The sequence below is a fragment of the Phyllobacterium sp. CCNWLW183 genome, from assembly GCF_037203775.1.
In the GTDB taxonomy this organism is placed as follows: Bacteria; Pseudomonadota; Alphaproteobacteria; order Rhizobiales; family Rhizobiaceae; genus Phyllobacterium; species Phyllobacterium ifriqiyense.
In genome coordinates this window covers 103280-118963 of the sequence record NZ_JBBCBN010000001.1, presented here as the reverse complement: position 1 = coordinate 118963, position 15684 = coordinate 103280, and the positions used below count along the sequence as shown (strand labels likewise).

The window sequence follows — 15684 nt, the reverse complement described above, 5'->3', positions numbered from 1 at the left end:
GGGAGCTACGAATCAACATGGATTATTCCTCACTCTCAGATGATCAGATTATCCAGAAGCTCGAGTGGTGTCTCGATCGCCTGGCGTTTGAGATTGAGCGCTCCGGCAAAGATGGCGAGATCTACTTCCCGCTATGGGAGAGGTTGGAACACGAAATCGAATTAGTCCGCGCCAAGCAGGATAAGTTCTCCGCCATTCGCGATCGCATACAGCGATGGAAAGTTCAGTCTTAAGGCGCCACCCAACTTCCGCAACCCGACACGAACTGAGTGGCGGGCCGACGGCTAGCTTTATTCATCCGTGAAAAATATTGACTCAGACTACCGATGAGAACATTAATAGAACATCGGCGGTAGCGGCGACCGTTCTAATGACATTTTACGACTATCAAACCTGCCTGTGTGGGGTGGGCAAGCTTGTCTCAAAGGAAGAGAGCCATGAATGAACCGGAACAAGATTACGAGAGAGAAGCGGACTAGCTGATCGCCGAACATGGCGGCGATGCGTTCGCCGCCATTGCCAGGCTGGTCGAAGAACGCGCCTATCTTACCAAAGAGCTCGAATATGCGTCGCTCGCCATGGGCTTCGGCTATTCCCGTGGCTGGAAGCCAAAGCTTTCGAGGCACTGATATGTACAGAAGCAGAGGCGAACCGCCAGCGACATTGATCGACCAAGAGTACCCGTTTCACGTCGCGCTGCATTGTGACGATGTGAAGCTGCTGACATGGAAGAGAACTGTCATTGGCGGCGAGACAGCGCTGGGAGATTTTGTTGCTTTGGTCGAAGGTCAAATAGTAGAAAGGATTTCCCGCACATTTCAGGCCATCGCGCTGGCGATTTTGAATGGTATTTCCAGCTTGGTCACGGCGACTTTCGGAAGGCCTACCTATTCGGCATCGTTCCTACAAAACAACAGGCTGCCGACAAGGTGAAAGCCGAGTTTTAGCGTTGGCCAGAATACCCCGAAGAAAAAGAGGGTGGAAAAGATCTGCCAGTGGAATATTGGCATCCGCGCGAGAACAGAAAAGCATGGCGCAACAAACGCGGAATGTGATGAGGGTGGGCGTGTCTCAGTGTTCGTTTCCAGTAAGATCAGTTGGTTTAAAAATGTCGCGGAAAACGTCCTGCCAAGCTCCTTCTTCCTTTCGTTCTAAAGCTTGCTGGACGAGTGTCATATCCGTTGCCAAGACTAGCACGTCAATGAAACCATTTTGCTCTTGAATTCTTCTCTGCACAATGCGCTGTAGCATGGCTTGATGATCGCTCTTTGAATAGCCCAGTTTCAGAAGTTGGTCATAGTGCTCAAGCGTCATTCTTACACCAAATGGCAAAGCACTTTGCGGTGGTCCGAAAGGCTTCTGTGCTGCTTGGAAACCAGCGAATTCGAGAACAAAATTTCCTTCTTGATCAACGGGTACGATTGTCTGCAGATGGACAATAGCGTCAAGCTTGTAGTTCACGAATCTTTCAGGCCGACATAGTTCCGGAGCCGCCGCAATATTTTCGTCTGGGAACTGCTTGACAAGGGCGTTCCAGAGAATCCGACCCAAAATGTCAACTACACTTTCATGAGGGGCCGGTAATGATGCATCTATCTCCCTTAGCGTTGATCCATGCATGAGGCTATTCCGAGTCTGATCGAGTAAATCCACCGTTAGATCATCGCACTCTGAATCTGCCGCCTTCATCAACGCGCGGATTGCCTGTTTTGGGTACGGTTTATGTTCCGGGTGCTTTCCACATTGTTCGCAGTAAAGAGCCGACCGACAGTGGGGGCAGGCATCTGGCACTTTGGCGTTGGTTTTTTGAAATTCAGCGACTATTTCAAGAGCAAACCAAAAGTAGGTAAATTGATCGTCCGGCGAAGATGCATCGATACCGAGCCTATACCAACGCAGTGCGCGCTGGATGGCGGGTGGAATATTGAATTCAAGCAATCTCTCAATCGATGTTGCGATTTCGGTCCTTAGATAAGGTTCTGGATCTTCGTATTTGATCGTGTCGCTCCACATGAGCACATATCTCATCGCGAGCGGGACAGGATCACTAACGTCCACGATTTGCCGAATTCTGTGTTTTCGATAACGAGCCCCAGTGGTGAAAGCCAGCATATTTAGGCAGCTGACCAGTAAGTCATCAGCAACATCTTTTGCAGTGGCCAAGTCATCGACATCAAAGTAAATGTGAATGGAAATCAAGAAGGGAGTCGTAAACTCTGAGCGCGGAATATTTTTGATCCGGGCTTTAAAACGTCCGTGGGGGTCGTTGATATTCAATACGTGATTATCGGCCTCGACCGACATGTCAGAAGCTACTTCAAAATTAGCTACGCAACGCATGTGCTATCCCCCAGCATATTTCGTTCATTTCATATCACTGCGTTGCGACGGTGGCTAACGTTGAAGCAAGCAAGAGGGGAACTGAATCATGTGCCGCCCGTTCACCGACTCGTGGAAGATTTACCGTTCAGAGAAGTAACCGTAATGACCTGCCAAGTTGGCAAGATGAGGATAAATACCTCCATCATGCAGGCCGCAGAATTCATTGTGAACGAATGGCCGGGCACGGATACCGAAAGGCTTGATACCGCTAAGCATGCGCTGCTTGAATGCTATGATGGCAAGCTGTTCCCGGCGTTGCGCGCATGGCTTTCATTGAAGCTGCGAAGGAAGCTGACATATACGTCGAGGCGGTTGGCCGCCCTCCACCAACTGGCAAACTGGAAAAGTGGCGGAAGGGAAAAATGCGGCGCAGGGCTTAGCAGGGCAAGTCTTCCCCTGACTACTTGATCACATTGCGGTGTTGTCAACCGGGAACTGGAGCTGATCGAGCTCGCCCGGGAAAATCCAAAGAAGTAATCAACGCTGTTCGTCTTCCGCCTCGTCAAGCCTTCACAACAATTCTGCAAATCGCCCGTTTATCTCAATGGGCGGATTGCTTCCGTCTGCGGCTTTCCGCAAAGCAGGTGATTGCGAATCTCTGCTGAGATTTTCGAAGAGGCGGTGGTTCTTGGGTTTTTTATCATCCATTGCCAAGCTCATGTGTTTGGCAACGAACCAATGCAACGACGTATGGTTCCGAAAAATATTCACGTTGGTTGGCACTGTAGGATTACACAGTAGAAAATATCCCTGCCCTAATGGTTTGTCTTTCAGACGGCGCTAAACGCCGAAACCACGAAGGAAGTACCCAATGGCTGACAAACGGAAGAGACTCATGCTTGAATGCGAAATACCCGCCTTTGTTGATGATGTCATCAAAACCGGTTGCGATATCTGCGCAATTGGACACGAATTTTATACTATCGGTGACGCTGATTTGCCGAAAGAGAAAATCGATAACGTGACCGTTGAGCTTGTCCGCGTTATGGGAAAGTATGGCGACCGAGACCATCTCATACTTGAATTCGTTGTATATCTGCGGTCGCTAGGGCGGTACATTGACGACGCAGCGGTCGACCACTGGTCGAAGAACGGGCAGCCGAATTAATCCGGAATTAAACACACCAGCAAACAAAAAAGAGCGGTCCCGACTCCATAAAACAGGGCAGTTAGACTTCAAATTACTATCTAATCGGACTCGAGTTGACAGTTTCCATGGATTCACACCATGTAACGTTAACGCCCGGTAGAGGTGTTTGGGGGATTTATGGAGATAGTTGCGGACGGAATTGATGACATCCTTATCAAGCTCTACCCATGCCTGTTGAATTCTGGAATACGTAACAAAGGGAAGCGCGGTGATACCTTAGAAATTTTAGGCGTTTTGATTCGAATTGAAAATCCGATGGCAAGGATCAGTCGATCGGAGGACCGCGGTAAGCCTTTTAGCGCACTGGGGGAACTTCTCTGGTATTTGAGCGGGTCCGATCGGTTGACTTTTATTGAACGGTACATCGACCGATACAAGACCGATGCTGAGGATGATGGACGGCTACATGGAGCATACGGCCCCAGGCTTTTCAATATGCGTGGAAAAATCGACCAATTGGGCAATGTTATTCAATTGTTGAGGCAACGCCCATCGTCCAAACAAGCCGTTATCCAACTGTTTGACGCTGAGGACTTGACGGGCGACTTTCGGGAAATTCCGTGTACCACCACCATGCAATTCTTTGTGCGAGATGGCAGATTACACTTGTCGGTCACTATGCGATCTAATGACGGGTATTTTGGCCTGCCACACGATGTATTCTGCTTCACAATGTTGCAAGAGATCGTGGCGCGAAGTCTCGAGTGCGAGCTAGGCGTTTATTACCATTATGTTGGAAGCATGCACGTTTACACCGATTACATCAATAATATGCAGTCATATATTGATGAAGGGTGGCAACGACCCGAAATAATGCCGAGCATGCCAAAAGGTGATCCTTTTGTTGAGGTATCAAAGCTGCTTAAGGCTGAATCCCTAATTAGCAACAACGTGCAACTGAATGCTGATGAAGAAATGAAGTCGCCGTATTGGGCTGATATTCTGCGGCTCGTTCAGGTCTTCTGGGCTTCGGGAAACCAGACTCGCCTCGATGAACTAAAAAAAGAGTTTCACAACGAAATTTATCGTTCACATCTGGAAACCCGACGAAACAAAAAGCAGCGATTTACTTCGAACACTCCAGGGAAAGAATAACAAAACATGTGGCCAGCGCGACAGACTGAAAAAAATCGGCTCAAAGCTGCCATGCTGCACCATGCTGCGACTGTGAGGCAACTTCCAGGCATTTCCAATCCTCTTGCACTTGAGGCCCTTGGAATGCAGTTCATAGCGAGTATTCGGAGAGAAGATTACTATCGCCGGGTTCAAGAAAAACCGATATCAGCGCAACGGGCGAATCCCAATAGTGCTGTATTTGATGCGGAAAGAGCAGTTGCTTATCATATGCAAAATGGCAACTTTGAAGAGGCTGCTTGGCTAGTATTCCTGATGACACATTTTGCACGGCCCGCAGACACAGGCTGGTTAAGACTACAAGACGTTTACGGTATGCTAGGGCAAGGAACGTGGTCGTGGCAAACCGTGCAGAGCAACCCACCTGCTTTTACTCAATGGTTATCAGCTAACTGGACAAATATTAGAGGAAAGTTTGGTAACCACCGTAAGTACGAAAGTCTTCGTCCAACGTCAAACCGCAACATGGCGCGCGTACTCGCCAGCTACACACAATTGATCGGTAACAGTCATGTGAATTTCTTTGCACGTGCGGTGCAAAGTGCTGGTAACAATCCCGAGACTATTTTCGATCATTTGTATAGACAGCTGGGTGCTGTTGTAACTTTTGGAAGACTTGCAAAATTCGATTATTTGGCGCTTATCGGCCGCTATGGGATAGCTCCCATCTCGCCCGGATCAGCATATCTTTCGGGGGCGACGGGGCCGGCTAGTGGCGTACGTCTCCTATTTCTTGGAACGCCAAACGGTCGTGCCACCACAAAATCCATGCAAAGGTGGCTGGACGACCTTGACCGAGATCTGGTTGTCGGAATGCAAGTGATGGAAGATGCCCTTTGCAACTGGCAAAAAAGCCCAACTAGTTTTACCCACTTTAAGGGCTAGATTGTTACGGCTCCTATTTGCTCCCACGTCCATCGGCGCTTCAGGAAATTGAGTTGCTCAGGTCCAATTCTGCCGCGTTTTTGCAACTGACCCACAGTCAAGCCTGGTGCCATCCTCAATGAAGCACTAAAACGAAGTACAGCAGTCTTCTCGGCAGGCAATTCTTCAAACTCGGCTGTTCTTTCTTCAGGTATGATACACTTTTTCGCGAAGCCGTTTGCCTCATCTTCCCATATATCTACAGAGTCTAAATCGCTGTCGACAAACGTGTGGGCTTTATGCAGCAATAGATGACCAATCTCGTGGAACAAAGTGAACCAAAACTGATCGTCTGCGCGATGCCGAAAACTCATAAGCAACATGGCTTTGTCAGGCGCTACAAGCTGCGTAGCGCCGCTAGCCCTGCATCCTGATGGCGCTTTCACAACGGTAAGGGCAACACCGGCCTCGGCCAAAAGCTTCCGCAACTTTGGCAAAAAGAGTTCTGGTAGTTTTTGAAGTGAAAGCTTTTTTATGGCATGCAGACGATCCTGCAGGTTGCCCGGTTGCCATGGTTTTGTGTCGATTAAATCTGCTTCAAGTTCTCCACGACGTAGCCAAAGAAGAACAGCGTCTTGGTTCGTGACATATGCATCGCTACTGCGAAAGGAGGTATTTTCAATTAGCCGGCCGTATCTCTTCCGCCACATGTCCAAATTACAAACGCTAAAATACACCAATCGTTTACGAATCTCCGCGGCACGTCGAGCCTCCGACATCCTCGCAGGAGTTTTGCCTTGGGGTGACGGGATGGTCGCAATAAAGTCGCTCACTTCATTCTCTGAGACGCTGTTGACCACCCGACCAACCGCAGCCTCGAAATTGCGTTGTCTCGATATCCAAAATGTCGCGGTGGCACCAACCACAGACGATAAATTGTGAGCAACGGACTCGTCGATTTCACGTGAACCATCAAGAAGAGAACGAAGAAGAGAAATCCCTCCATCAAGTTCGCTCCCGACCTGCTCGACGCTTAGTTTTTTACGATTCATGATTGCACGGATCGAGTCTCCTGGCTTTGAAAACCAGTTTGTTAAATTTTGCTCATCCATCATAGTCGCCTTGTAATGCTGGTAAGTTTTAAACGTTGAACACTTGACCAGTTGATGCGTCCTTGCGTGTTTCGGAGGTATGCATTTCCCACAGGAACAAAGCCTGCCATGTATTCTGTTCCGATATGCACTGCAAAGGAGTCGCCGTTTAATTCCATGTGATCAACAAGAATTTCATGCCATTGTTCAGCGCATTCGAACGCTTCAGCGTCCGCGATTAGTGTGATTAGTTGGTGCGCTAAATGGGAACCATACCTATCTTCTGCGACTTCAAAAAGGCAGCAACAGTCCCGAAGATCATTGTCTGCAAAAGACACCTTCAACTAATCGAATCTCCGAAACAAGATGGCCGGGCCATGAGGCACCTAAAAGTCATTGAGGCAGTGCCGATCCATTGGGTTTTGAAGCTTGCTTGGCGCGTATAGTCTCAATTCGTTTCCAGTTCTGGTCAAGTTCCTGCTCGGCAGCATCATTCATATCGATACCAGTGGCATTACATAACGCTGCCAATGTAACCAGCACGCCGCCTGTCTCCTGCTTTGGATCCCCAATCGGTCTTGAGAACACGTAGTCGACGAGTAAATGTGCGTCCTCTCGTGATCCTCCGATCGATTGACAGAGTTCCAGGGCTTCCTCAAGAAACCTATGCGATCGTTCGGCACAATCAGTTGTTGCTCGAACTGGAAAGCATGAAACAACCCATTCATGCACTCTTTTCTGATATGATCGCAGCCCCATTTCATCTCCATTTCATTGCAGACGATTTCGACTCAGGTCAGCCTGCATGATTTTGTTTCTATAATTGAAATGCAACGGGGTAACGCGAGATTTCTGATGTCTATACAAAGATTCCGACATGAGCTGCATCGCTTGCTATCAGCATGCACAAACCTAGCTGTAGCATCGGACACTCCGACCCCATTCTCCAGCCATCGGCCAAAATGGCGCAGTGGAAGCGATTCTTGACCTGCGAAAGGTATTGCTAATCTGGGCCGACTGCTTCCAGAGGGACCTAAACAAGGCACTTTATGCAGCCGGCATAACGAAAGCCTGATACACCAAATCTAGGGTCTTGCGATACTCAGCGTGGATGATGCGAGGATTCAATAGCCTTTTCGGCGGATACGTTAACGATTTCAGAGCGGGAACATTACCGGGACAAATGCGGGACAAGAGACGCAGAATTGAAATCCGCTTTCTCTACTCTGTACTATTAATAGTCTCGAGTGCAGTTCACCGGGGTCGGATCGGCTTGTCGCCGACCGCCCTGCAACCTTCAGAGTATATTTAATAGAGGGAACACGCGAATAAGAATCGATGTTCTCGTGGTTCGTCAATCCCCTCTTTCTCGAACCCGCTCAAATCGGGTTGCCGTTAACCATTTAACGGCCTGCAAAACCATGCCTTTCAGCCCTCAAAATTATCTTCGTTAAGCACCCGAAATCTGGTCGATTTCCTTTGACAGGAATTGCCCGATTTCCGGTTTTTGACATCCTCGGGGAGGAAGCCCCTTAGAAGAGATAACTTCGGCGAGTAACCGGGGTGCTGCGCCCCGCTCCCTCACGTGCCTTTATACGGTCCCTAAAGCTTTCAAATCGCCCGCGCGCGGCATCATCATGCAAGCGCTCGCTCTGATGGGGTGCAGTTGCCCTGATCTGCTGCAAGGTGTGTTGGATGAGACCACCGTGTAAGGGCATGGCCATCATGCCCCACGAGTGGCTAGTGGTTATAGTCTGACGCTTGGTACCGGGTCGCGAGCCCACTCAGGGTGGTGAGCGGAACTCCATACGAACGCGCCGATCAGCGCTTATGGACGAACCTGCTATTTGCTAAAAGGTCTCTATAGACGTCAGGTTCCAGAGAGCTTTAGTTACCGCAGCGACATTCTGGACGTGATCGCGCCGATTGCGCCGGAACAGGCGAAGCGGAGATTGGCGGCGTGCTTCGGCGTCAGGCTCGACAAGATCAACATTACCGAGGAAGTCTGCCAATGATCTTTGACATTAAGAAGGCTCTCAGCCTGCCCGACATCCGCAACTCTGTCGCTAAGCGTGACGGCGTTCTAGAACGTTTCGGACCGCTTTTCCGCGACCCGGCGCGCCTGACCGAGCAGGATTATCTCGATTTCTTGAGCATCAAACACAATTACCACTGGTCGGGGCTGGAACGCCTCGGCCGCCGCGCCGCAGCCGACATGAACAACCTGCAGGCCGCCTTGACCACTCTGGTTGACGAGACCCTACCCTTGTCCGAGCGGTTCGATTCCGCCTCGTCGCAGCTCGACGGGGTCGGTAGCGCAACCCTGACACCCATCCTGCTCCTGGCCTACGAGGACCGCTATGGGGTTTGGAACGGCACCAGCGAGCCGGAGATGCGCGACCGTGGCCTGTGGCCCACCTTTCCTCGCGGTGCTACAGACGGCGAGAAATACGAATTGATCAATGCCGTGTTGCTCAATCTCGTCCGTGATCTGGGCGTTGACCTGTGGACGCTGGACGCGCTCTGGTGGGTTGGTAAGCTCGAACGCCAGAATAGCGGCCACTACAAAGACGCATGGTTCAAGGCAGTCTGGGAGATGGCGGATCGGGCGGAACAGACCGCAAAGCACGCCAACGGTCAGACAGTCGCCCGTACGGTAAAGAATAAAGACCTTAGGCTGTTGAAAGAGGCGCTTATTGCGCATCTGAATGAACTGCTCAACGAAACGGGTCACCGTTGCGCCATCACGGGGCTCGCGTTGCAGGCTGACGGCCCAGACGACCAGCTGCGGCCCTCTCTGGACCGCATTGACAGTAACGGCCACTACGAGGCGGGAAACTTGCAAGTGGTGGCTCGGTTCATCAACTTCTGGAAACAGGCCATCCCAGACGCCGAGTTCCGCCGTCAGTTGGCCATGGTGCGGGGCGAATAGCTGCGTGCGCGCCCACCGCACCGATAGACATGTCCCGGCGCGACAACTGAGGGACAAACCTGGGACACTTTGTGCGTGACATATTTGAGCGGTGAAGCACGCAGCAACAGAGCCACTTGGATTTCTCCTCGGGCTTTGCTTGCTGGATTCGCGGTCAAGTAATCCTCATACTGCACCGGACAACCGAAGTATTGGAAATAAACTCCGATTATCTTCGCTATAGTGGAGACAGGAGCAAGACCGAAAGCGTAGCAACGTCCCTGATGACCCGGACCGCTAACGTTCCGACCGGCCTGTCAATTCCGACGGGATAACATATTACGGTCATTGCAAGATTATCTGCATTTAGAGATGTTACCCGCCCGTTATTCCGCTTGGTTAGGATCACCCGATGACGAAGAGAAAAGCGCGTCCACTGACTGAGCAAGAGGCGATGGTTGCGCAGTTCGCAAATTTTTCGGTCAGCGCGTCGGCAACGTTCCACCCCAAATTATGGAGAAATGGACGAGAGCCCGCGGATATGATTGTTGTCATCGGTCGAGCAATGCTTTTCGTGAACATGACGGCTGGGCGCTCTTACTTTGACGATCTGGCGAAACACAATATTGAACAAGCCGAAGGGCGAATCCGCGATTGGCAAGGCGGATTATCCATCAAAGGGAAGAACGCATTTCGCGATTTTTCGATTGATTACAATGACATTGATGCCATAGCTGTTGTGAGCGTCGTATCCGGGCCGTATGCTGCTTGTTGTGATCACCCATTGCCAGGATTGTCGTTACCGCCAAAAGCACGTCTGTGCACTTCACTTACTACAGACGTCGTGGAAGAAATCGCAAAGCGAGGCGGCGGAGCCAGAGATATTATTGATCTTTGTAAGACTCTGGTTGGTCAGGGACAAGTATCGCAGGACGCAATGCTTGACAGAGTGCGTTCGCGCCACGCCCAATTGGTCAATACCGCAAAAGCTCAGATTATTCTCGAACCGCAATCTATGGGGCAAGCTATGATAGCCAAGCGCCCGGTGACATGGTTTGAAGAGTTCGTCCACAAACTGATACTACCACGTGGTCTGGACAATGTTGGACTTAGTTTTATTGCCGACCTTGATTGGAGCGAGGTGTACAATACGGCTGCTTTTATCACGCGAACCGCCGCCAGTATGGAGTATGTGGTGATCAGTGAGCCTATTCGTTGGAGTGAATTCGGGCGTACCCGAAAGTTTGGAGTTATCGTGTCTTGCGATAGCAAGCGCCTAGCTAGCCAGATGAATGAATATATTTCGCTCGCTGAGAAAAGAGAATGGCGATTTACCTACGTTGTGTCTTTATCTGACATTGGACCAATGGAGCTTTTTTCCTTCAAGGAAGGCTCAAAACTAATGATCGAAACAGAGCTATAAATTCCTGACCTGCGACCTCGTACGGGCCCGCATGGCGGGTTTGCATGTCGGCCTTACGCAGCCCGGGGTATGCCTGGTTGCCTTGTTTGCTGGCGAGCAGGCCCGCGCCATTACAGCGCGTGGTCCGAACAACGCCTGCCTATCAGCACCGACTATCAGCGTGCGCGTAGCTGCCCGCAAGAGGGTAACCCAACGCGCCAAAAAACTTAAAATTGCGCCGGAGGAGTATCTTCGCCGTATAGCAGTCTGCTCAATCACCGATGATCTCTACGCGGCGGTGACAGACGGGTGTTTCGAGATTGAATGACAGACGGAGTGGATCTAGGCGAAGGCGAAAGGCCTTCTCCTTCGAAATCCTATTTTACAAGTGGGTGTGTTTGGCAAGAGCGGCCAAATAACCAACTCCCCGAACGTGTTGCCGATAACCCTGATTGGCCCGCGGCGGCGTGGCCCGCAAATGAGCGCATCTGCAGCCGGTAGCCTCGACATTCCCGCTTGTTGGCTCGTCCGATTTTACCCGCGCAATCTGCGACCACGAAAACGGCAATTGGTCGGTCGTCACCACGAGGCGCGACGGTACAGAGGCCAAAGTCGAGCAAACCTTCACATTCGACGAGATCCGCATCTGGGCCAAGATGATCCTCGAAGGAAATCCAGACGCATTAAAACACCCCGGGCTCGGCCGCATGTTCGCGGCCGGTGGATTGGCACCAACATTCTGAGGACAGTAGAATGAACGTGTAATTGTTAGCCATGGCGATGGAAATCATCGATTTCGAAATCCTTCAGGCCAGTAAGCTCAGAGCCCCACTCTCTCATAACCAGCGGGCCAGGCGGATTCTCAACATCGTAGTAACATCCGTGCAGGTGAATTTCGCAAGAAGACGGGAGATACATGCATCCGGAAAAATCGCACGACGAAAATTCCAGCACACTGTTCATCACAGTGTTTAAGCGGACAATCCTACAATTCACGAAATTGGACGTGTCGAGAATTCTCGCAGCATGATTAATTGTACAGTTGGAGAATTCACAATTGTGAAAATAGTTCAAACCAGCAGTGAAAATTCTATTATTTATTGTGCAGTTTATATAGGTGACGCCGCTCAAGTACTCAAAGAATTCCGTAAACATATTCTCTTCTATGCGGATGGAAACACGAATCCGCTTTTTTTTGGTGTGGCCTATTTCATTCATATATTGAGTTGCACTGCGAATTACTGGCTCGTTATAGTCGCGGTTGGCGATAAGCTGAGACAAGAGTTCCAGCGCCTCAAAGTGGAAGGTTTGCGTTTTCGATTGAGCCACGTAATGCAAAAACGCTACACCAGACATCTTCTGGGCGTCAGATTGAGTATCGGAAATCAGGCTGCTTGCCCTCTCAAGTATTGTCGCCAAACTGTTCTCCTCAGAGGCTGCGACTTGGCGCTCGGTGAGCTTCAGTTGGTTCGTGGTAATCTCCATTTGCTGTTGTGCCCGGATACCTTGCTGCAAAGCAAGTTCAGTCTGCTGATAATCGAGATAACCCTTCCAAAGGGCGAGGGGAAGACCGACTACCCCAACCATAAACAAGCCCAGTTTCGATATAGTATCAGCTGCGTTTCCAATCGCACCGAGTTCCTTGGTCATTATTATTTGGTAAATTGCCCAACAACCGAAGGCGGTTACCACGGCGGCAAAGACTATAATCGCAATTTCTGTGTGGTTAACGTTCCGATAGCTGCGGTGCTCATGCCCGTTGTCCATAGTCATCCCCAGTGATCTCCATTCTGCCAAGAAGCTATCAAATTGGATCGATTTTGAAAGGTGCACTGGCATGGACGACTTCGATGCACGCGGAGTGCTTGTTTACGGCCGCTTCCAAGGCGAGTTCCGCAAGGTTACCGTTCGAGATGGGAGAAGGTGTCCAGGGTGGTGTGGCCCAGATTTTCGACACCGAGCACGGGGCCGAAGTTGCTGCGCGGCGCACGCTGCGTGCCCACCTATGCGGATCATCCGTCGAGTCGGCGTATTAGTACCATCAGCCTGAAAACCGAACGAGAAAGTCTTCAGCCGTGCCATACACAAGCGCGGCCGCAAGATCACGGTGGTGCGGAAATGAGCGATGCAGAAACATTCGCGAAATTGACAGGGCCCGTATCCAGCGTACGGCGCGCGACATTTCAGTATGGAAAAGGTCTTGTTGGGACATCGGGGTAAGGACGGCAAAGTACATCCAGCATGGGTTGTCGGATATTTGAACGGCAGTGATGGCATGCGCCGGTGCCTGGTCGCCTCTTGCATTTGGAAATCGCGCGGGCTGTTGGCGAAAAAAGAGTGCAAGAAGCGCGGCTGGGCCTACACGACCTTCCGGAGAAGCCGTGATCGCGCGGCGGAAATAATAGCCTTCAGGCTCAGCCAGGACGGGATTGCTGTGTGGTGACGCCCACGGCAACATATTTCGAAAGCGATTCAACCAATTCACGGGACCTACCAGCAATGTGGCGGCTCTGCCGAGCCAACATAGTGTTCACATGCCGAACTTGATCGCCATTGATTTCAGCGAGAAGCTCTCCAGATGGATGTGGGGACGGGGAAACTGCCACATCCGGGGCTATCGGCAACCAAGCTTCTGAAAGATAACTGTCCAGTCTGTATCCGTCATTTCCGTTCATGAAAACTGCTATTGGAATACTGCCTATAATGAAGCTCTTGTTCGCAGCAGTGGGACTCGCAAAGATCAAGCCGCGACGCTGCAAGGCATCGCTGACCCGAGGTGATACATTCCGAAGGACGTTTACCTGGGTGTTTTGGCGTGCCACCTTTGCCCATTCTATCGATTCAAGGCGTTGACGTTCTGCTGCGTCTATTTTCTTGCCGCTTGCAATGTACTGCTCGATTATCTTTTTCACGTCAGTTTGAATTCGTTCGGCAGGCAACAGATGCCTCCTAAGCTCCGGAACTCTACGCCACTGATTTTGGAAAAAGTCATCCCACAATAACCTTTCAGAAGATGTGAGGTTCGGCGCCTTTCCGTTACGCACCGCATTGACAATCTTTTCTATTAAAGGAGCCCAATCACTTTCTTTTTTAGAGTATTCGATTTCGAGTTTGGGATCGCGTGTTCCATCGTCCTCGTACTTAGAGTACTCGTACTTTGAGTAGAACAGATTATCCGGGCGATCCTCATATACGCCAAGTTCAGGCGCGTGACTGTTGTACGCCCACAGCCGTCCGTCTAGCGCAAAGTGTTTTTGCACTAGCATTGGAATATAATGGTGCTTTTTTGGATTAGGCATCTTTTGAAGTTTCGATTCTTGGCTATAAAAGTAACCTACATCACGTAAGACCGGCCATTTTCAATCCCAAAAAGGTAATTGATCCCCAGAACGCTATTCGAAGCAAAAATCTGATGATGCTGGGCCGATCGGCGGCCTCTTCCACATTCAGATTAGGGATGTGCTTCAAATATATGCTTTCTTCGGGAGCCTGCGCGCCGGCAGCAGCGTCAAATTCAATTCCTCGCTGCGCCTTCATTCTATTGCCAAACGCATGGCTCGCCTCGTGAGGGAGCATTCCTGCCTTGTACTTTTCGAACATTCTGGATCCCGCAATTGTTGTTTCGCGCTCGAGATCCGAAACAGGACCGATCTGGGCCGAAGGTTTGGTAATTCGAACCTTTTCTACAGGCTGGGGCACACCATTGTCCTGAAGCATCGATACGAGCGCTTCACCGACACCCATCGCCGTAATTTCTGCTTTCACATCCACGCCGGGATTAGGGCGGAATGCATTGGCCGATGCCTTCACATTGCGCTGATCGCTGGGAGTATAGGCGCGAAGAGCATGCTGAATACGGTTGCCAAGCTGCGCCAGCACTGTGTCAGGCACGTCGGCGGGCGATTGGGTCACAAAGTACACGCCAACGCCTTTGGAGCGCACCAGACGCACCAGACGCTCGATGCTTTGCACGAGAGGGCGAGGAGCATCACGGAATAGCAAATGCGCCTCGTCGAAGAAGAATACCAGCTTGGGCTTGTCCAGATCGCCAGCTTCAGGGAGACGGCGGAATAGTTCTGTCAGCAACCAGAGCAGGAACGTAGCGTACAGCTTGGGCGCTTCCATCAATTGGTCTGCATGAAGCAAATTGATGATTCCTCGACCATTATCGTCGGTTCGGATGAAATCGGGGATATCAAAGGGAGGCTCGCCGAACAGATTGGCGCCACCTTGCGCCTCGAGCGCCAGCAAGTTGCGCTGGATTGCCGATATGGATGCGGCTGTGATGTTACCGTGCTCTTTGCAAACGTCTTCGCGATTGTCGAGCATGTCGGACAGTGCCCAACGCAAATCGTCAAGCGTGAGCAACAAGCATTGTTCTTTGTCAGCAATACGGAATGCGATCTCGACTGCGCCCTGCTGTGTCTCATTCAATCCGAGCATCCGCGATATGAGCTGCGCGCCCATTTCCTGCACGCTTGTCCTGATCTGGAGTCCCTTGCGACCGTAGATGTCCCAAAATTCTGCAGGAAATGAGGTGGCAATTCCTGATAGATCGCTCTTCACATCGGCGGCGAAAACAGGGACGCCATTGCGGGAAAACTCCTCGGCCAATCGCTGGAGAGTGACTGTCTTGCCGGTGCCAGTTGCGCCGGTAACGAGACCATGGCGATTTGCAAATCGGAGAGGCAAGTTGACGCCTATGCCAGTTGCAGTGGTGCCAAAATACAGTTCCATGATTTTCCCACTT

The 15684-nt window shown here is 50.8% G+C and carries 15 protein-coding genes; 9 read left to right on the top strand and 6 right to left on the bottom strand.

The features are described from left to right. Positions 1-17: 17 nt before the first annotated feature. Together V9K95_RS00590 and V9K95_RS00585 are read left to right on the top strand one after the other, a co-directional pair. Positions 18-233: a hypothetical protein gene (locus V9K95_RS00590; RefSeq protein WP_336440127.1), complete on the top strand. Its 216-nt coding sequence runs from the start codon at positions 18-20 to the stop codon at positions 231-233. Between the two features lie 397 nt (positions 234-630). Then, the gene (locus V9K95_RS00585) at positions 631-933 is read left to right on the top strand and encodes a hypothetical protein (RefSeq protein WP_336440128.1); all 303 of its coding nucleotides are present in this window, start codon (positions 631-633) and stop codon (positions 931-933) included. 138 nt (positions 934-1071) lie between these two features. On the opposite strand, the gene mauJ is transcribed toward V9K95_RS00585, so the two are convergent. After that, positions 1072-2340: a methylamine utilization protein MauJ gene (mauJ, locus tag V9K95_RS00580; protein ID WP_336440129.1), complete on the bottom strand. Its 1269-nt coding sequence runs from the start codon at positions 2338-2340 to the stop codon at positions 1072-1074. A 60-nt stretch (positions 2341-2400) separates the two neighbouring features. On the opposite strand from mauJ, the gene V9K95_RS00575 reads away from it, so the two are divergent. The 4 genes from V9K95_RS00575 (at position 2401) to V9K95_RS00560 (ending at position 5551) form a co-directional block, all read left to right on the top strand. After that, positions 2401-2790 carry a hypothetical protein gene (locus tag V9K95_RS00575; RefSeq protein ID WP_336440130.1) on the top strand — a complete coding sequence of 130 codons (390 nt, stop codon included), beginning with the start codon at positions 2401-2403 and terminating at the stop codon, positions 2788-2790. Between the two features lie 403 nt (positions 2791-3193). Next, a complete protein-coding gene (locus tag V9K95_RS00570; RefSeq protein WP_336440131.1) occupies positions 3194-3490 on the top strand; it encodes a hypothetical protein in 297 nt (98 codons plus the stop codon). Between the two features lie 159 nt (positions 3491-3649). Further along, positions 3650-4627 (top strand): thymidylate synthase, encoded by a 978-nt coding sequence (locus V9K95_RS00565; RefSeq protein ID WP_336440132.1) that lies wholly within the window; start codon positions 3650-3652, stop codon positions 4625-4627. Between the two features lie 6 nt (positions 4628-4633). After that, positions 4634-5551 (top strand): alpha-glutamyl/putrescinyl thymine pyrophosphorylase clade 3 protein, encoded by a 918-nt coding sequence (locus V9K95_RS00560; protein ID WP_336440133.1) that lies wholly within the window; start codon positions 4634-4636, stop codon positions 5549-5551. Here V9K95_RS00560 and V9K95_RS00555 read toward each other — a convergent pair. Both V9K95_RS00555 and V9K95_RS00550 read right to left on the bottom strand, forming a co-directional pair. Beyond that, positions 5548-6642 (bottom strand): ImmA/IrrE family metallo-endopeptidase, encoded by a 1095-nt coding sequence (locus tag V9K95_RS00555; RefSeq protein WP_336440134.1) that lies wholly within the window; start codon positions 6640-6642, stop codon positions 5548-5550. The two genes, V9K95_RS00560 and V9K95_RS00555, sit on opposite strands and share 4 nt — an antisense overlap. A gap of 372 nt (positions 6643-7014) precedes the next feature. Beyond that, positions 7015-7164, bottom strand: coding sequence for a hypothetical protein (locus tag V9K95_RS00550; RefSeq protein WP_336440135.1), 150 nt, complete (start codon positions 7162-7164; stop codon positions 7015-7017). 1468 nt (positions 7165-8632) lie between these two features. Here V9K95_RS00550 and V9K95_RS00545 point away from each other — a divergent pair. The 3 genes from V9K95_RS00545 (at position 8633) to V9K95_RS00535 (ending at position 11262) form a co-directional block, all read left to right on the top strand. Continuing rightward, a complete protein-coding gene (locus V9K95_RS00545; protein ID WP_336440136.1) occupies positions 8633-9553 on the top strand; it encodes a hypothetical protein in 921 nt (306 codons plus the stop codon). A 391-nt stretch (positions 9554-9944) separates the two neighbouring features. Then, positions 9945-10955 carry a hypothetical protein gene (locus tag V9K95_RS00540; protein ID WP_336440137.1) on the top strand — a complete coding sequence of 337 codons (1011 nt, stop codon included), beginning with the start codon at positions 9945-9947 and terminating at the stop codon, positions 10953-10955. 31 nt (positions 10956-10986) lie between these two features. After that, on the top strand, positions 10987-11262 hold the full coding sequence (locus tag V9K95_RS00535) for a hypothetical protein (RefSeq protein ID WP_336440138.1): 276 nt from the start codon (positions 10987-10989) through the stop codon (positions 11260-11262). A gap of 440 nt (positions 11263-11702) precedes the next feature. Here V9K95_RS00535 and V9K95_RS00530 read toward each other — a convergent pair whose 3' ends face one another. From V9K95_RS00530 to V9K95_RS00520, 3 genes are all read right to left on the bottom strand, one after another. After that, entirely contained in the window at positions 11703-12707 is a 1005-nt protein-coding gene (locus tag V9K95_RS00530; protein WP_336440139.1) for a hypothetical protein, read from the bottom strand. A 641-nt stretch (positions 12708-13348) separates the two neighbouring features. After that, positions 13349-14233, bottom strand: coding sequence for a DUF4238 domain-containing protein (locus V9K95_RS00525; RefSeq protein ID WP_336440140.1), 885 nt, complete (start codon positions 14231-14233; stop codon positions 13349-13351). Positions 14234-14273: 40 nt separating this feature from the next. After that, positions 14274-15671, bottom strand: a complete 1398-nt coding sequence (locus V9K95_RS00520) for a helicase HerA-like domain-containing protein (protein WP_336440141.1) — start codon at positions 15669-15671, stop codon at positions 14274-14276. Positions 15672-15684 lie beyond the last annotated feature (13 nt).

Coding starts and splice junctions, on each gene's coding strand:
- V9K95_RS00590 (WP_336440127.1), top strand. CDS start 18: ATGGATTATTCCTCACTCTCAGATGATCAGATTATCCAGAAGCTCGAG.
- V9K95_RS00585 (WP_336440128.1), top strand. CDS start 631: ATGTACAGAAGCAGAGGCGAACCGCCAGCGACATTGATCGACCAAGAG.
- mauJ (WP_336440129.1), bottom strand. CDS start 2,340: ATGCGTTGCGTAGCTAATTTTGAAGTAGCTTCTGACATGTCGGTCGAG.
- V9K95_RS00570 (WP_336440131.1), top strand. CDS start 3,194: ATGGCTGACAAACGGAAGAGACTCATGCTTGAATGCGAAATACCCGCC.
- V9K95_RS00565 (WP_336440132.1), top strand. CDS start 3,650: ATGGAGATAGTTGCGGACGGAATTGATGACATCCTTATCAAGCTCTAC.
- V9K95_RS00560 (WP_336440133.1), top strand. CDS start 4,634: ATGTGGCCAGCGCGACAGACTGAAAAAAATCGGCTCAAAGCTGCCATG.
- V9K95_RS00555 (WP_336440134.1), bottom strand. CDS start 6,642: ATGGATGAGCAAAATTTAACAAACTGGTTTTCAAAGCCAGGAGACTCG.
- V9K95_RS00545 (WP_336440136.1), top strand. CDS start 8,633: ATGATCTTTGACATTAAGAAGGCTCTCAGCCTGCCCGACATCCGCAAC.
- V9K95_RS00540 (WP_336440137.1), top strand. CDS start 9,945: ATGACGAAGAGAAAAGCGCGTCCACTGACTGAGCAAGAGGCGATGGTT.
- V9K95_RS00535 (WP_336440138.1), top strand. CDS start 10,987: ATGGCGGGTTTGCATGTCGGCCTTACGCAGCCCGGGGTATGCCTGGTT.
- V9K95_RS00530 (WP_336440139.1), bottom strand. CDS start 12,707: ATGACTATGGACAACGGGCATGAGCACCGCAGCTATCGGAACGTTAAC.
- V9K95_RS00525 (WP_336440140.1), bottom strand. CDS start 14,233: ATGCCTAATCCAAAAAAGCACCATTATATTCCAATGCTAGTGCAAAAA.
- V9K95_RS00520 (WP_336440141.1), bottom strand. CDS start 15,671: ATGGAACTGTATTTTGGCACCACTGCAACTGGCATAGGCGTCAACTTG.